The following is a 16,160-nucleotide window of genomic DNA, read 5'->3' on the forward strand; positions in this document are numbered from 1 at the left end:
GCGAATATAAAAAGGTTTAATTAGAATTTGTATTTTAAACTGGATAAAATTTGACGAGGTGCAATTGGATTCACGCTGTAATTCTCATGTACCGTATAGCTTAATTCATTTGTGATGTTCGAAAGTTTGCATAAAATACTCCATTTTTTCCAAGTATAACCTGTAGATATATCAATAGTAGTATAGCCATTCAAAGGAATGGTTCGGTCAGGAATAGTTTGTCCAATGGTGTTATTGTATCCTCCAAGTCGCTCGCCTGTATAATTCATCATAGAACCTAATGAAAGGCCTTTTAGTTTGCCAAAAGGGATAGTATAGAAAAAGCTAAAGTTTGCTGTATGTGCTGGTGTTCTTACCAATCGATCTCCTTCGATAAAACTACCTGTTACTCCAGTAGTTTTTGTATAGCGCATATCATTATAACTATATCCCGTCATAATGGTTATCCCTTCAGCCGGTTTGGCTTGGATGTCAATTTCAATTCCTTTGCTAGTGGTTGTACCATTCAAGGTTTTTACATTCGTATCGGTGTTGATTGTTCCATCCGACTTGAATTCGGCAGTTTGGGCTAAATTACTATTGGTTATTTGGTACAAAGTGAGGTTGGTACTTAGGATTCCTTTCCAAAAATCTTTCTTGATTCCTATTTCGTATTGGTCAATTAAAGAGGGTTTCAAAGGCTCATTAGTAATGGTAACTCCGGTATTTGGAATAAATGAGTTAGAATAACTACTGAATAAAGAGGTATTTGGATTGGGTTGGTACACCAAACCTAGCTTAGGCGAAAAAGCCTTATTTTGTATAGCATCTCCTTTGGCGGTACTATTTTGAGGAGAAAAATTGTAGGTGTCGGCAACTGCTTCTTGCCAAGACCAACGAATCCCAGCTAAAACTTTAAACTGTTTGGTTACACTCAATAAATCTTGAGCGTAGGCTCCAAAACGATTGGTGGTAGTTTTGACTATTTTAGTAGTTGTTGCTGTTGGGATATCTGTTCTTGTAAGGAATTTGGAAGCGTCAAAAATATTGATAATGTCATAATTAGCAGGGTTGAAAACAAAAGTATAGGCTTGTGCCAATGCGTTTTCTGAATCGATGCCAGAAAACACTTGGTGTTTAATTTTCCCGGTAGTAAAAGTACCTTGAATGTTAATTTGAGAACCAATGATTTGTTCGGTAGCTTTATTTTGTCCCAAGGGGCGCGTCCAATCTCCATTAGCTAAAGGTAAAATACGTTCTGTTCCAATTGAAATTCTATCGTAATTTTGAAATGACGAATTGAAACTTAGTTTCCAATCTGAATTCAATTGATGTTTGATTAATCCCGAAAGCGAGGCTTGCTTAGTTTGTCCGTTGGACCAAAGCGCCCCTAAATAGGTTGCTCTTGGAACATTGGCTACAATTTGGCCAATTACTCCTGTTCCAAAATCAGGAGTCCAATTGTCTTTTAGGTAATCTCCTTGAATAATGATGTCGGTTTTAGGAGTTACTTTATACAAGAACGAAGGATTCAAGTATACACGGTCTCGGGTAACATTATTTCTAAAACTTCCAGAGTTTTCATAGGTGCCAACAAAACGATAAGCTATCTTTTTTGAAAGGGGACCGTAAAAATCCAAAGTAGGTTTGTAAAATGAATAACTTCCTGCTTGAAAATTGATTTCGCCACCTTTAGTAAAAGAAGGGGTTTTAGTTACCATATTCAGAATTCCTCCAGGAGTTACATTTCCAAATAATAATGCGGCACTTCCTTTGAGTACTTCTACTTTTTCAAGAGTAGCGATTTCGGGCATGGAACCTCCATTTTGACGAAAACCATTTTTTAGCATATTATTAGCGGTCATATCGTAACCTCTTGACCAAAAGGATTCCTGAGCGCCTCCTCTTGCAGAACCTACATAAACACCATTTACGTTTTTAACCACTTCGCTTAAACGAATCGTTTGTTGCTGTGTAATAACAGCCTGACTCACAATTTGAATACTTTGTGGTAAGTCCATCGGTTTGATGTTTAATCCAGATAAAATCGTTTCTTTTTTCTTATTTGGACTTTCTTTAATGACAATTACGATTTCTTTTAAGGTTTGCATTTCTTCTTCCAAAGTGAAACTGACTCTCGTAATTTCGTTAGCGACTACTTTTATTTCTTGACTTTGCCTTTTGAGTCCTTCTGCATCAATGGTTATGGTGTGTATACCAATAGGAAAATTGTCGAAATGAAATAATCCATTAGCATCGGTTTTGGAACTAGTGATTTTTTTGCCTAATTTGATGGTTACTCCTGAAAGAGGAAAGCCGTCTTTAGAAATAATTTTTCCTTCAATAGAGCCTGTTTCTTGAGCGGTGCTTAAAAAGGAAATGAAAAATAATAAAAATAGAACTTTAATTTGTGCGATCATAATAGTTTATTTGGAATAAATAAAAATAATGATGCAAATATAAAAGCGCTGTTTGAATAATCAAAGTTTATTTAGATTAAATCTTAATAATAATATTAAATTTGGTTTTGGTTTGTTGAAAATCAGTTTTTTAGGAAATAAAAAACCTTGCTTTTCTAGGGCAAGGTGTGAATAGTTATTCTAGTAAAGCGATTTATTTAATTCGTTTTGGTCATTTTAAACTGTTCCGAAACTACTTTTTTAGCTAGATTTCCAGAAATTGAAATCGTGATCGCTGTTTTAGAATTGCGGTGGTATTTTATTTTTTGAGGATAGTCGTTTTTAAGGTTTTCAAAAACCAATTCGTTTTCTGTTTCGGATAGCAATGGAAATAGAATAGGTTTGTCATTATTTTGTCCTTTTATAATGGTTTCATAAATGAGTTCGCCCTCTTTTTCTTTTAAAACAATATTTTCAAAATGTAAGGTGTCTTTTTCTTTAATAAAAAATGAACCTGCTACCAAAGTACTGTCGTTGGGTTTGGACCAAGTTTCATTTAAAATTCCTTCTTCAGATTGGTTTTTCCAATCTCCAATTAACCACTCGGAGGCTTTTATTTTGTCGTTTTTATGACTATTAGTACAAGATAATAACAGGAGACTTACTATTGAAAAGAGATATAATTGACGCATTTTGTATAATTTAAAAGTGTTTTGAAACGAATACAATATTAGGAAAAAGATTTGAATTAGCCCAGATGATAGCGGCATCCTGTGGCGGCGGGGTTCGCCGATACAGATATAGCGGACAGCTGGAAGGAGCTTCTAAAAAATCTGAATTTCGGAAATTAATTCTGCAATCTTTTTTGTATTTTTGCCGTCCAAATAAAGGAAAGAAATAAGATGTTAGATAGACTTCAGATAGTTAAGCAGCGTTTCGATGAGATTTCGGATTTGATTATTCAACCCGATGTGATTGCTGATCAGAAACGTTATGTGCAATTGAACCAGGAATATAAAAACCTGAAAGCCTTGGCTGAGAAACGCGATGAATATGTTTTATTGATGGCTAACATTGATGAGGCTAATGAAATTATTGCAGACGGTTCAGATGCTGAAATGGTGGAAATGGCCAAAATGCAATTAGACGAAGCGAAAGAACGTTTGCCAGAATTAGAGGAAGAAATCAAGTTTATGTTGATTCCTAAAGACCCAGAAGATGCTAAGAATGTGATGGTGGAGGTACGTGCTGGAACTGGTGGAGACGAAGCGAGTATTTTTGCTGGTGATTTATTCCGTATGTACACTAAATATTGTGAAGGTAGAGGGTGGAGGACATCGGTAGTAGATATGAATGAAGGAACTTCGGGAGGATTTAAAGAGGTTATCTTTGAAGTTACTGGCGAAGATGTGTATGGTACTTTGAAGTTTGAAGCAGGGGTTCACCGTGTGCAACGTGTGCCACAAACGGAAACGCAAGGTCGTGTTCATACATCGGCAGCGACAGTTATGGTTTTGCCAGAAGCGGAAGAATTTGATGTGCAAATTGATATGAATGATGTTCGTGTGGATTTCTTCTGTTCGTCAGGACCTGGAGGACAATCTGTAAATACCACTAAATCAGCGGTACGTTTGACACACATTCCAACAGGTTTGGTGGCGCAGTGTCAAGATCAGAAATCACAACATAAGAATAAAGATAAGGCGTTAACGGTTTTACGTTCTCGTTTGTACGAAATGGAATTGGCTAAAAAGCAAGAAGAAGATGCTTCAAAACGTACTTCTCAAGTAAGTTCGGGTGACCGTTCGGCTAAAATTCGCACCTATAATTATGCGCAAGGTCGTGTAACTGATCACCGAATTGGGTTGACGTTATATGATTTGGGTAATATTATGAATGGTGATATTCAGAAAATTGTTGACGAATTGCAATTGGTGAACAATACAGAAAAATTGAAAGAAGCTAGCGAAGTTTTTTAATTCAATAGTATGAAAGTATAAAATAAAAAATGCCCTCCTAAAATTATAGCGTGCGGCATTTTTTTTTGAAATAAACACACAACAATGACAACACAGCACTTAATAGACCAAATCCAATTGAAGAAATCATTCTTATGCGTAGGTTTGGACGTGGATTTGAATAAAATTCCGAAGCATTTATTGGCAACCGAAGATCCAATTTTCGAATTCAATAAAGCCATTATTGATGCCACGCATGATTTAGCGGTAGCCTACAAACCTAATACTGCTTTCTATGAGGCTTACGGAATCAAAGGTTGGTTGTCTTTAGAAAAAACGATTGGTTATATCAACGAAAATTATCCTGCTATTTTTACCATTGCTGATGCCAAGAGAGGCGATATTGGCAATACGTCTTCGATGTATGCCAAAGCTTTTTTTGAGGATTTGAATTTTGATTCAGTAACCGTGGCTCCGTATATGGGGAAAGATTCAGTAGAACCTTTTTTAGCTTTTGAAGACAAACATACCATTATGTTAGCTTTGACGTCTAACGAAGGAGCTTTCGATTTTCAAACCTTGAATGTGAATGGAACGGAATTATACAAGCAAGTATTAGAAACGTCTAAAACTTGGAAAAACAGTCATAATTTGATGTATGTGGTTGGGGCTACCAAAGCCGAATATTTTACTGAGATTCGAAAAATTGTTCCGGATAGCTTTTTGTTAGTTCCTGGAGTAGGAGCGCAGGGAGGAAGTTTGTCAGAAGTGTGTAAATACGGTATGAATGCTAATGTAGGGTTGTTAATCAATTCTTCAAGAGCGATTATTTATGCTTCTAATGGGACTGATTTTGCAGAAAAAGCAAGAGCCGAAGCTTTACAAGTACAACAAGAAATGCAGGCTATTTTGAGCTAACAGAGTTTAAATTTCTATATTTACAAAAAAAGACCCCTTGATTAATTATACCATTTACGAAAATAAAGATAGCAACCAATGGGTAACTTTTGTCCATGGGGCTGGAGGTAGTTCGTCTATTTGGTTCAAGCAAATTCGTGATTTTCAAAAAGAGTACAATGTATTGTTATTGGATTTAAGGGGTCATGGAGCTTCTCAAACCAAATTAAAAAAGGCATTCAAACAGAAATATACTTTTTCGGCTTTGGCTAATGATATTTTGGAAGTTTTGGATCACTTAAAGATTGAGAAGTCGCATTTTGTTGGGATTTCGTTAGGGACTATCTTAATTCGCCAGTTGGCTGAAATGTACCCAGAACGCGTGCAAAGTATGATTATGGGTGGCGCTATTTTAAAAATGAATTTCCGTTCTCAAATTTTAATGGTTGTTGGAAATACATTCAAATATGTTTTACCGTATTTGATTTTATACCGCTTTTTTGCCTTTGTTATTATGCCTAATAAAAACCACAAGCAATCTCGAATCCTTTTTATTAACGAAGCGAAGAAGTTGTACCAAAAAGAATTTATCAAATGGTTCAAATTGACTGCTGAAATCAATCCTGTTTTGCGATGGTTTCGTCAAGTGGAATTGAATATTCCGACCTTGTATGTAATGGGTGAGGAAGATTATATGTTTTTGCCTGCCGTTCGAAAAGTAGTGGAGAGTCATTATCGAAGCTCTAAACTGTGTGTGATACAAAACTCAGGTCATGTGGTTAATGTGGAACAACCTGTTGTATTTAATTCGGAGGTACTTTCCTTTATTAAAATAAATCATTAAAAAAATGCCGATAACTTTTTAAGCTATCGGCATTTTCATAACTAACCAAAACCAAAATAATAAATAACCAGTTTATTATCACTGCAAATATCATAAATGATTGATAGTAATTGTGTTAAGGTTTTGTTATTAGTTTGTTGGTGATTCGTTAAGTTTTTAATTCTTATGAGAATACTACCGTCTTGTTATTGTACACAATAGTTTTGCGTTCTGAATGTAATTTGATAGCTCTTGCTAAAACCATTCGCTCCAAATCCCGTCCTTTCATAATGAAATCTTCAATGGAATGGCTGTGAGAAACTCGAGTAATATCTTGTTCGATGATTGGGCCTTCGTCTAATTCTTCAGTTACATAATGGCTTGTTGCTCCAATGATTTTTACGCCACGTTTGAAAGCCGAATGGTAGGGTTTTGCCCCTGGAAATGCGGGTAAAAAGGAATGGTGAATATTAATAATCTTGTTTTTATAAGCTGTAATTAGACTAGGTGTAATAATTTGCATATAACGCGCCAATACAACAAAATCAATTTGGTGCTTAGCTAATAAATCCAATTGTTGCTGTTCTCCTTGTGCTTTAATTTCTTTGGTAAAAGGCACATATTCGAATGGGATTTCAAAACGATCAGCAACTGGTTTTAAATCTTCGTGATTACTAACAATTAAGGGAATTTCTAGATTCAATTCGCCTGCACTATATCTCCCTAAAATATCATACAAACAATGGTCGTATTTAGAAATAAATAATGCCATTCTTGGTTTCTGTTCTTGAGGATATATTTCCCAATTCATATTGAATGGGTTGGCCAAATGAGTTTCGAAATGCGATTTAATCGATTCTAAACTCCAGTCTTTGGCACTAAATTCACATTCCAAACGCATGAAGAATACATTTTCATCGGCATCTACATGTTGGTCTAGATAGGTGATATTTCCATCAATCGAAGCAATATAGTTAGTCACCGTAGCAATAATTGATTTTTGGTCTTCGCAGTGAATAAGTATTGTAATTCGTTGCATATGTTTTGTTTTTTGGAACTAGTTTTTTGTTTGTTAATCTCGTTTCAAAACTAAACTTATTTTTCAATTGAATCACCTCATTTTTAAAACAATATGAAGTGGAATTGTTTAGAAATGGAGTTTAAATTTTGTCAATTTTTAAATAGCCAATGTGAAGTTGGTCCTCTTTTAATGCCACTTCAGAAGGTGTAATTTGGATTGAATAGTTTTCTTTGAAAATTGGTGCTAAAATATCCGCTACATTATAAATATCATCTACATCAATACCATATTTATCATCAATGTGAGATGTAGCTCCTTCAAAACTAAAGTGTTTATAAAAAGTAGTGGCTTTGGCTACTTTAGAGGCTAAACCTAAACTCTCGGCTACTGCCAATGTTTTATAATGGTATTCTTCGAATTCATTTTCTTTATAGCCTCCTAAATTAATGAAGTACAAGTTTTCGTTAGTTGCTGTTGTTGCTTTAGTTCCGATTGTAATCGAAAAATTAGCAACGGTAGTTACTTCGCGCCAAGCGTCAATATGAATTTTCCCTTTGGCTTCAGGCCAAAAAGCATTCATTTGTGGAATTAATTCTTTTAAAGAATTTCCAATTCCAAAAAAAATATCGTGTTGTTCGGTATATCGGCCTTCGGGAGTACATCCCAACATGACCATATATAATTTTAAAGTATCTGTCATAAAGACAAAAATAAGGATTTTAAATAGGATGTAAAAGGCTTTGTGTTTTGATATTTATTCACAAAAAAAGTGCCTTCTTTTGGAAGGCACTCATTTTATATAATTGGAATTAGATTACAAAGCTGATTTTACAGTTTTGATAATTCTAGCAGCAATTTTGTATGGATCTCCATTTGAAGCTGGTCTTCTGTCTTCTAACCAACCTTTCCAACCTTTTTGAACAGTGATTAATGGGATACGGATTGAAGCTCCTCTATCAGATACTCCATAAGAGAAATCGTGGATAGATGCAGTTTCGTGTTTACCTGTCAAACGTTGGTCGTTGTAAGCACCATAAACAGCAATGTGTTCTTTAGTTACAGGACGGAACGCCTCACAGATTCTTTCGTAAGTAGCTTGATCTCCACAAGTTCTTAAAACAGAATTAGAGAAGTTAGCGTGCATACCAGAACCATTCCAGTCAGTATCTCCAAGTGGTTTTGGGTGGTATTCAATATAGTAACCATATTTCTCAGTCAAACGATCTAATAAGTATCTAGCAACCCAGATTTCATCACCTGCTTTTTTAGCTCCTTTAGCAAACAATTGGAATTCCCATTGTCCACAAGCAACTTCTTGGTTAATACCTTCGAAGTTAATTCCAGCAGCAATACATAAATCAGCATGCTCTTCAACTAATTTTCTTCCGTGAGTGTTTTTTCCACCAACTGAACAGTAGTACATACCTTGTGGTGCAGGGTAACCTCCAACAGGGAATCCTAAAGGCAATAAAGTCTTAGTATCCATGATGAAATATTCTTGCTCAAAACCAAACCAGAAATCATCATCCTCGTCGTCGATAGTTGCTCTACCATTAGAAGGGTGTGGAGTTCCGTCAGCATACATAACTTCTGACATTACTAAATAACCATTAACACGAGTTGGATCTGGATAGATTGCAACTGGTACTAATAAACAGTCTGAAGATCCACCTTCAGCTTGTTTTGTTGAAGACCCGTCAAATGACCAGTTTCCAATTTCTGCCAAAGTTCCTTGAAAGTTTTCGTGCTCTTCTACTTTAGTTTTACTTCTAAGATTTTGAGTTGGTTCGTAACCATCTAACCAAAGGTACTCTAATTTAATTTTAGCCATGATAATATAAATTTATTTTGTGATTCAAATTCTGGTACAAATTTAAAATATTTTTTCGGTGCTAAAAAAAAAGGGGGTGTTTTTTATATTGTAATAGGTTACTTTTCACAGAACTGCATTTTATGAGGGGTATATTTAAAAAAAAACAATTTTTTCAACTAATAAAAAATAATTTCGCAATTGTCTCTCTCGATTTTAAATTGTTTTTTATTGTTTATCTTTGTTTCCTTAGTGAAAATGAGTATTTAATAATTTAAAATTGTCAAAATGTCAACATTACGTTTTCAAGCTTTGAGAGAAGCATCTACAAGAAAGCCACTACACTTTGAAGAGGCCGAAAAAAAATCAATAATTTTTGGGTCTAATGTTTTTAATGCCAAAGCCATGAAGCAATACTTGACTTCAGAAGCGTATAAAGCAGTTCAAGGGGCTATTCAACATGGAACTAAAATCGACAGAAAGATTGCGGATTATGTAGCTATGGGGATGAAAGAATGGGCACTTTCAAAAGGAGTAACTCATTACACACACTGGTTTCAGCCTTTGACAGGTACTACAGCTGAGAAACACGATGCTTTCTTTGAAACTTCGTATGATGGAAGTGATCCAGTAGAAAAATTTGGTGGCGCACAATTGGTACAACAAGAACCTGATGCATCAAGTTTTCCTAATGGTGGAATTCGAAATACATTCGAAGCAAGAGGTTATACTGCTTGGGATCCAACTTCTCCAGCGTTTATATTTGGGACAACTCTTTGTATACCAACCGTTTTTATCTCTTACACAGGAGAAGCTCTAGATTACAAAACACCTTTGTTGCGTGCGTTGACTGTAATGGATGATGCAGCTACTGAGGTGTGTAAATATTTTGACAAAAATGTAAAGAAAGTAACTGCTACTTTAGGATGGGAACAAGAATATTTCTTGGTAGATCGTTCTTTGGCAAAGTCGCGTCCTGATTTAATGATGACGGGAAGAACTTTGCTAGGACATACATCGGCAAAAGGGCAACAATTAGACGATCATTATTTTGGTTCAATTCCTACACGAGCATTGACCTATATGAGGGATTTAGAGCAGGAATGTATGTTGTTAGGAATTCCTGTTAAAACACGTCATAACGAAGTGGCACCGAACCAATTTGAGTTGGCACCTATTTTTGAAGAAACCAATTTGGCGGTAGACCACAACTGTTTATTAATGGATGTAATGGAAAAAGTGGCAGAACGTCATGATTTCAAAATTTTATTCCACGAAAAACCTTTTAAAGGAGTAAACGGTTCTGGAAAGCATAACAACTGGTCATTGGCAACAGATACAGGTGTTAACTTGTTGAGTCCAAGTAAAACACCAATGAGCAATTTGCAATTTTTGACTTTCTTTATCAATACAATTAAAGCGGTAAACGATAATGAATCTCTTTTAAGAGCTTCGATTGCAACGGCAAGTAATGATCATAGATTAGGCGCGAATGAAGCACCGCCAGCCATTATTTCGGTATTTATTGGAGAATCGTTAACTAAGGTTTTAGCAGAGTTAGAAGGGGTTACCACTGGAAAATTATCGCCTGAAGAAAAAACCGACTTGAAATTAAATGTAGTAGGTAAAATTCCAGATTTGATGTTGGATAATACGGATCGAAATAGAACGTCTCCATTTGCCTTTACAGGAAATAAATTTGAGTTTAGAGCGGTTGGTTCTTCTGCTAATTGTTCAAATGCTATGACAACTTTGAATGCTATTGTAGCCAAACAATTGCGTGATTTTAAAGTGGAGGTAGACACTTTGATTGACGAAAAAGGCATGAAAAAAGACGATGCTATTTTTAACGTTTTAAGAGAATACATCAAACAATCTAAAAAAATTCTTTTTGAAGGAGATGGTTATAGCGATGCTTGGGAACAAGAAGCGGCTAAGAGAGGGTTGAGTAATTACAAAACTACTCCAGAAGCCTTGAAAGCAAGAGCGTCTAAACAAGCGTTGGATTTGTTTTCTGAATTGGGAATCATGAATCATGTTGAAGTAGAAGCACGTTACGAAATTGAATTAGAAGAATACACTAAAAAAATTCAAATTGAAGGTCGTGTATTAGGTGATATTGCTCGCAATCACGTGATTCCAACGGCGATTCGTTACCAAAATACCTTGATTGAAAACGTTCGTGGATTGAAAGAGATATTTGGAAAAGATTTTGAAAGTGTTTCGAAAGAACAAATCTCAATTATCAAACAAATCTCAGGACATATCGAAGGAATCAATACTAAGGTGGAAGAAATGACTGAAGAAAGAAAAAAAGCCAATGGTTTAACCGATGCTCAAGCAATGGCTGAAGCTTATTGTAATAAGGTAAAACCATATTTTGACATCATCAGAAACCACTGTGATAAATTGGAATTATTAGTAGATAATGAGCTATGGACATTGACTAAATACAGAGAATTATTGTTTACTAAATAATAATTAGTATGTAATTTTTAAAGAAAAGCCGCTTCATTGAAGCGGCTTTTTTATGGAATGAAAAATAGATGAATTAGCTAGGTATTCGGCTTAGGCAAAAGCCAAAAAAATAATTATCTTTGCCCAAAATACAATTTGCCGAAAGGCAGATGACACACAACTAACTACATGAGTTCAGATACTTCAAAAAGATACGCACAACGCGGTGTTTCGGCATCCAAAGAAGATGTGCATAATGCTATTAAAAATATTGATAAAGGATTGTTTCCACAAGCCTTTTGTAAAATCGTTCCTGATTATTTAACCCAAGATGATAATTACTGTTTGATTATGCATGCTGATGGTGCGGGTACCAAATCGTCTTTAGCTTATATGTATTGGAAAGAAACAGGAAATATATCGGTTTGGAAAGGCATTGCGCAAGATGCGTTGATTATGAATATTGACGACTTATTGTGTGTGGGAGCAACTGATAATATTTTACTTTCATCTACAATTGGAAGAAATAAAAATCTAATTCCTGGAGAAGTAATTTCGGCGATTATTAACGGAACAGAAGAATTAATTAAAGAATTGGATTCTTTTGGAGTGACTATTCATTCTACTGGTGGTGAAACCGCTGATGTGGGTGATTTAGTTCGAACTATTATAGTTGATTCAACCGTTACAGCAAGAATGCCTCGTGCTAAAGTAATTGACAATGCCAATATTCAAGCGGGTGATGTAATTGTAGGTTTAGCCTCTTTTGGACAAGCTACTTACGAGAAAAGTTATAATGGCGGTATGGGAAGTAATGGGCTGACTTCGGCGCGTCATGATGTGTTTGGGAAGTATTTGGCACACAAATACCCAGAGAGTTTTGACTCAGCAGTTCCTGAAGAATTGATTTATTCGGGGCAAGTCAACTTAACTGATGCAGTAGAAAATTCGCCAATAGATGCGGGTCAGTTAGTACTTTCTCCGACTAGAACCTATGCTCCAATTATCAAGAAAATTTTAGATACCTATTCTTCAAAAGAAATTCACGGAATGGTGCATTGTAGTGGAGGAGCGCAAACTAAAATTTTACATTTTGTAAACCAACTTCATATTATAAAAGACAATTTGTTCCCAGTTCCGCCTTTGTTTCAATTGATTCAAGAGCAATCTAAAACAGATTGGAAAGAAATGTATCAAGTTTTCAACTGCGGTCACCGTATGGAATTGTATGTTCCAGAAGCAGTAGCTAAAGATATTATTGCGATTTCAAAATCGTTTAATGTAGATGCCCAAATTGTGGGTAGAGTAGAAGCTTCGGATACTAAGAAATTAACAATTTCAAGTGAGTACGGTACTTTTGAGTACTAATCATTAGTTTATTATTTATAAACTAATAAACCTAAACTTTTAAACGATTTAAATGTACGAATTAGTATTTTGGCAGTATCAAGAAGGGATTTATTTGAATCATCAATTGGTTTACGAATCATTAGTAGAACAAGAGATGGTGGAAGGACTAGAAGAATTGCCTGTAACCGTAATTCTAAATCGTATAGCTAGTGTTTTTTCAACTTGGGAAAAAGTAGATGATAACAGTTGGAAAAATCCAAACGGGAAAGGTGCTTTTCAAGTAAAAACAACGTCTCAAAGTATTCAGATTGATTGCTATGGAACCGAAGGTAAAACAATGGAATTATTGGCTACTACTTTAGAAGAATTCAAATGTCCGTGTTACGATCCTCAAGTGCCGGTGCGTTTCGATGAAATGAGTGAATAAGTTAAGGTTACTTTAGATTTCACTCTTTTTTAAAACCGATTAATTTTCGGTATTTAGTTTCACTTTCTTTTAACTCTTCTTCCAGTTTTTTATATTGGCTAATATCTTTAATCGTTACAATTCCTGCGACTACGGTATTATTTTGATCAATTAAAGGTTTTCCACTAATTAAAACTCGTCTTTTTTCTTGGCTATTAGGACTCCAAAGTACCAAGTCAATATCATTTGTTTCTTCTCCAAGTAAAGCCCTTTCCATTGGTAAATTTTGAGAAGGGGAAATGGTTTTTTCATCAGGATAATACAATTCAAAATGGTCAATTAAATTGGGAGATATATCCTCATCTTCTTCGATTCCAAAAATTTCATTTGCCATTGTGTTAGCTAAAATCGTTTTTTTATCTGTATTAGCAACTAGAATCCCTTCATTAATATTTTCGAGAATAATACGTAGTTTTTCTTCATTTTCATACAGTTGGCCAATAGTATTTTTTTGTTCGTTTTCCAATTCAATTAAAGCCGTGATGTCCTTTGCAACAGCATATAATAATCCTGTTGAAGTATCGGGAGAAGTAGCCCATTGTAGCCATTTTATTGAGCCATCTTTGCAGATGTATCGATTTTTGAATTGCAAAGTGATATTTCCACCTTTTAATTTAGTAACTTCTTGACTAGTATTGTTTTTATCTTCTGGATGGACAAAATTAAGGAAGGGTTGGTCTAATAATTCTTTTTCAGTATATCCTAATATTTTAGAAGTTGCCGGGTTAACACGAATGAATTTTTCTAGAGTAGCAATCAGCATCATCTCAGTTGACATATTGAATAGTTTGTCAGAAGACGCTAATGACTCTTCCAGTTTTTTTCGTTCTGTAATATCCGTTGAAATACCTCCTATTGCATATATTCGTCCTTTAGAATCATATAAAGGAAATTTTATAGCTAGGTAAATATGTTTCCCATCTTTTTGTTCTATAGTTTCTTCACTTTTGATTTCTTTCAAGGCTTTAACAACTTCCATATCTGAATTTCGATTAGCAAATACTAAGTCTGAGTTCAAAAAATCAGCATCTGTTTTTCCTATAATGCCAGAAGGGTCAACTTGAAATAATGCTGCATATTGTTTGTTAATCAATATGTATTCACCATTTATTTTTTTAATATAAATAGGACTTGAAGTATTGTCAATTATAGATTGTAATAGTTGTTGGCTTTCAACCAATAGTTGTTGTGAAAGATTTTTTGCTCGAAGTTGTGCTTTAATGATAAAGTTAACAACCGTCAAAAGTGCTATCGAAAGCAAAAACAAGAATAGCATTACCCCGTCTAAAACTTGATTTAAATTAGTCTTGCCTTGACTATGAATTCGTGTAAAAACAACCCAAGCTAAAATAAGTACTACCAATACATTTACGATGAAGCCGAGCGTTATTTTTTTTTCAAAAGTAATTTTCATAATAGAGTAGAGAATAGGTTAGTGTTGTGTGATCTGAACCTGAGGGTTGAGGTATCCGTTCCAACCTTCAGTTTTATTTTTGATACTTTCTAAAATAAAAAATACAGCAATGCTAATTATTGAAGCGAAAAAACACCAAACGGAAATAATATATTCTTCATAGAAAAAAATGGTTAGGATATACGAAGCCATTATACTGATTCCTAAAATCCACATTCGTTTTACATTAGATAGAAAAGGAGGAATTATTGTAGCCAAACCATAAAGAATTTCACCAGATCCCTGGAACGATAATGGAAAATCTTGAGTATAAGCAATGTGATATCCTATTATTTTGGATTGAACGGGATAGCTAATCATGCAGAACCCTAAATAAAAAGCGATTAAGCAGCCTATAACTAGAAATAGAATATGTAATCGTTGTTTTTTTTTGAAATGTTCTAATTTCATTATTGAAAATGGTACCCAAATTGGCCAAACGACTTGTGCAAAGTATAGATAAATGTAAGTTGAAGGTTGCCGAAGATATTCAAAATCTGAATTAGTTAATGAAATCCATACAAAACCTTCAGCAAATTGCTGGATTGAAAAAATAAGAGGAATAGTAGCAAAATAAAATTGAGAGGTTTGTTGGGTCTTTTTGATGGAGGCTACTCCAATAGCTGCTAAAACTATACCTGCCCCAAAACTTGCATTGGCTGAAAAACACATACACATTACCTTTAAAAGTTAAAATAAAAGTTTTACGGGTCACACTTTTTTATTAAGCGTCCCAGTTGGTAGGTTTTTGCAAATAATTAAGAACAAATTTGAGGAAACTGTAATTGATTAGCAATTAAAGTCAATTACTAAGATAAAAAATATTTTCTAATTTAACAACTGTAAACCAGTATTTAATAGTTTTTAATTTTTGGTAATCTTCTGAAGAATCTAATTTTATAAGTTTTGTTGGAAATGATGATTTAAAAATTCAAAAGTAGGGTTGAACTCTCGTATTAAATTTAATTTTTTATCCCTTCTCCAACCTTTAATTTTTTTTTCTCTTGCAATAGCTTGTTGTACCCAAGTGAAATTTTCATAGTAAACTAAAAACTTAACATTGTATTTTGAGGCAAAAGTCTTTATTTGCTTTTCTATGTTTTCATTATGTTGTAACAATCGTTTTTTTAGATTATTGGTCATTCCTATGTAAAATGTAGATCGATATTGATTTGTAATTATGTAGACATAATAGCTATGATAACCTTCGGTATGTTCAAATAGTATATTATTCATTTATATTATTTTTATTTTGTCATGCTGACGTAAGGAAGCATCACATCTGTTTTTTAACTCTCGTTATGTGATTCCTCATACTTCGGAATGACAAAGAATTTGTTTTTTTGTCATGCTGACGTAAGGAAGCATCACATTCGTTTTTCGACTCTCACTATGCGATTCCTCATGCTTCGGAATGACAATAATAAGTACAGATTTCTTTACATACAATATTACAAATCGAAATAAAATTAAAAGTTGTCATTTTGCAAGATTTAAAATGTTATAAATAAAATTTTAGAACAGGCTTTCTTTTATAAAACTTCCCG

Annotated in this window: 14 protein-coding genes; 6 read left to right on the forward strand and 8 right to left on the reverse strand. The window is 34.3% G+C overall.

Annotation, left to right across the window (positions count from 1 at the left end; all coding sequences use genetic code 11):
• Positions 1-20: 20 nt before the first annotated feature.
• Positions 21-2,399 (reverse strand): TonB-dependent receptor, encoded by a 2,379-nt coding sequence (locus RMR09_RS05835; RefSeq protein ID WP_310594860.1) that lies wholly within the window; start codon positions 2,397-2,399, stop codon positions 21-23.
• 197 nt (positions 2,400-2,596) lie between these two features.
• Positions 2,597-3,070, reverse strand: a complete 474-nt coding sequence (locus RMR09_RS05840) for a DUF6265 family protein (protein ID WP_310594861.1) — start codon at positions 3,068-3,070, stop codon at positions 2,597-2,599.
• A 210-nt stretch (positions 3,071-3,280) separates the two neighbouring features.
• Here RMR09_RS05840 and prfA point away from each other — a divergent pair, with 210 nt between their 5' ends.
• From prfA to RMR09_RS05855, 3 genes are all read left to right on the forward strand, one after another.
• Complete coding sequence (prfA, locus tag RMR09_RS05845; protein ID WP_310594862.1) at positions 3,281-4,357, forward strand: peptide chain release factor 1; 1,077 nt, start codon at positions 3,281-3,283, stop codon at positions 4,355-4,357.
• Between the two features lie 84 nt (positions 4,358-4,441).
• Positions 4,442-5,254: an orotidine-5'-phosphate decarboxylase gene (gene pyrF, locus RMR09_RS05850; protein WP_310594863.1), complete on the forward strand. Its 813-nt coding sequence runs from the start codon at positions 4,442-4,444 to the stop codon at positions 5,252-5,254.
• A 37-nt stretch (positions 5,255-5,291) separates the two neighbouring features.
• On the forward strand, positions 5,292-6,077 hold the full coding sequence (locus RMR09_RS05855; RefSeq protein WP_310594864.1) for an alpha/beta hydrolase: 786 nt from the start codon (positions 5,292-5,294) through the stop codon (positions 6,075-6,077).
• 163 nt (positions 6,078-6,240) lie between these two features.
• Here RMR09_RS05855 and purU read toward each other — a convergent pair whose 3' ends face one another.
• The 3 genes from purU to RMR09_RS05870 form a co-directional block, all read right to left on the reverse strand.
• Complete coding sequence (gene purU / locus RMR09_RS05860; protein ID WP_310594865.1) at positions 6,241-7,095, reverse strand: formyltetrahydrofolate deformylase; 855 nt, start codon at positions 7,093-7,095, stop codon at positions 6,241-6,243.
• A gap of 121 nt (positions 7,096-7,216) precedes the next feature.
• Complete coding sequence (locus RMR09_RS05865; RefSeq protein ID WP_310594866.1) at positions 7,217-7,777, reverse strand: DUF1543 domain-containing protein; 561 nt, start codon at positions 7,775-7,777, stop codon at positions 7,217-7,219.
• Between the two features lie 114 nt (positions 7,778-7,891).
• Complete coding sequence (locus tag RMR09_RS05870) at positions 7,892-8,908, reverse strand: glutamine synthetase beta-grasp domain-containing protein (RefSeq protein ID WP_310594867.1); 1,017 nt, start codon at positions 8,906-8,908, stop codon at positions 7,892-7,894.
• 267 nt (positions 8,909-9,175) lie between these two features.
• Here RMR09_RS05870 and RMR09_RS05875 point away from each other — a divergent pair, with 267 nt between their 5' ends.
• The 3 genes from RMR09_RS05875 (at position 9,176) to RMR09_RS05885 (ending at position 13,121) form a co-directional block, all read left to right on the forward strand.
• Positions 9,176-11,365: a glutamine synthetase III gene (locus RMR09_RS05875; protein ID WP_310594868.1), complete on the forward strand. Its 2,190-nt coding sequence runs from the start codon at positions 9,176-9,178 to the stop codon at positions 11,363-11,365.
• A 168-nt stretch (positions 11,366-11,533) separates the two neighbouring features.
• Positions 11,534-12,712 carry an AIR synthase related protein gene (locus RMR09_RS05880; RefSeq protein ID WP_310594869.1) on the forward strand — a complete coding sequence of 393 codons (1,179 nt, stop codon included), beginning with the start codon at positions 11,534-11,536 and terminating at the stop codon, positions 12,710-12,712.
• Between the two features lie 52 nt (positions 12,713-12,764).
• Positions 12,765-13,121: a hypothetical protein gene (locus tag RMR09_RS05885; RefSeq protein WP_310594870.1), complete on the forward strand. Its 357-nt coding sequence runs from the start codon at positions 12,765-12,767 to the stop codon at positions 13,119-13,121.
• 19 nt (positions 13,122-13,140) lie between these two features.
• Here the strand turns inward: RMR09_RS05885 and RMR09_RS05890 are convergent, their stop codons facing one another.
• The 3 genes from RMR09_RS05890 to RMR09_RS05900 form a co-directional block, all read right to left on the reverse strand.
• A complete protein-coding gene (locus RMR09_RS05890; RefSeq protein ID WP_310594871.1) occupies positions 13,141-14,574 on the reverse strand; it encodes a PAS domain S-box protein in 1,434 nt (477 codons plus the stop codon).
• A gap of 18 nt (positions 14,575-14,592) precedes the next feature.
• On the reverse strand, positions 14,593-15,285 hold the full coding sequence (locus RMR09_RS05895) for a DUF6629 family protein (protein ID WP_310594872.1): 693 nt from the start codon (positions 15,283-15,285) through the stop codon (positions 14,593-14,595).
• A gap of 225 nt (positions 15,286-15,510) precedes the next feature.
• Positions 15,511-15,849, reverse strand: coding sequence for a GIY-YIG nuclease family protein (locus RMR09_RS05900; RefSeq protein WP_310594873.1), 339 nt, complete (start codon positions 15,847-15,849; stop codon positions 15,511-15,513).
• Positions 15,850-16,160: the final 311 nt, after the last annotated feature.

Origin of the sequence: Flavobacterium sp. (assembly GCF_031537875.1) — a bacterium.
Taxonomy (GTDB): Bacteria; Bacteroidota; Bacteroidia; order Flavobacteriales; family Flavobacteriaceae; genus Flavobacterium.

Coding starts and splice junctions, on each gene's coding strand:
- RMR09_RS05895 (WP_310594872.1), bottom strand. CDS start 15,285: ATGTGTTTTTCAGCCAATGCAAGTTTTGGGGCAGGTATAGTTTTAGCA.
- RMR09_RS05880 (WP_310594869.1), top strand. CDS start 11,534: ATGAGTTCAGATACTTCAAAAAGATACGCACAACGCGGTGTTTCGGCA.
- RMR09_RS05875 (WP_310594868.1), top strand. CDS start 9,176: ATGTCAACATTACGTTTTCAAGCTTTGAGAGAAGCATCTACAAGAAAG.
- RMR09_RS05840 (WP_310594861.1), bottom strand. CDS start 3,070: ATGCGTCAATTATATCTCTTTTCAATAGTAAGTCTCCTGTTATTATCT.
- RMR09_RS05865 (WP_310594866.1), bottom strand. CDS start 7,777: ATGACAGATACTTTAAAATTATATATGGTCATGTTGGGATGTACTCCC.
- RMR09_RS05885 (WP_310594870.1), top strand. CDS start 12,765: ATGTACGAATTAGTATTTTGGCAGTATCAAGAAGGGATTTATTTGAAT.
- RMR09_RS05900 (WP_310594873.1), bottom strand. CDS start 15,849: ATGAATAATATACTATTTGAACATACCGAAGGTTATCATAGCTATTAT.
- RMR09_RS05870 (WP_310594867.1), bottom strand. CDS start 8,908: ATGGCTAAAATTAAATTAGAGTACCTTTGGTTAGATGGTTACGAACCA.
- RMR09_RS05835 (WP_310594860.1), bottom strand. CDS start 2,399: ATGATCGCACAAATTAAAGTTCTATTTTTATTATTTTTCATTTCCTTT.
- purU (WP_310594865.1), bottom strand. CDS start 7,095: ATGCAACGAATTACAATACTTATTCACTGCGAAGACCAAAAATCAATT.
- RMR09_RS05890 (WP_310594871.1), bottom strand. CDS start 14,574: ATGAAAATTACTTTTGAAAAAAAAATAACGCTCGGCTTCATCGTAAAT.
- prfA (WP_310594862.1), top strand. CDS start 3,281: ATGTTAGATAGACTTCAGATAGTTAAGCAGCGTTTCGATGAGATTTCG.
- pyrF (WP_310594863.1), top strand. CDS start 4,442: ATGACAACACAGCACTTAATAGACCAAATCCAATTGAAGAAATCATTC.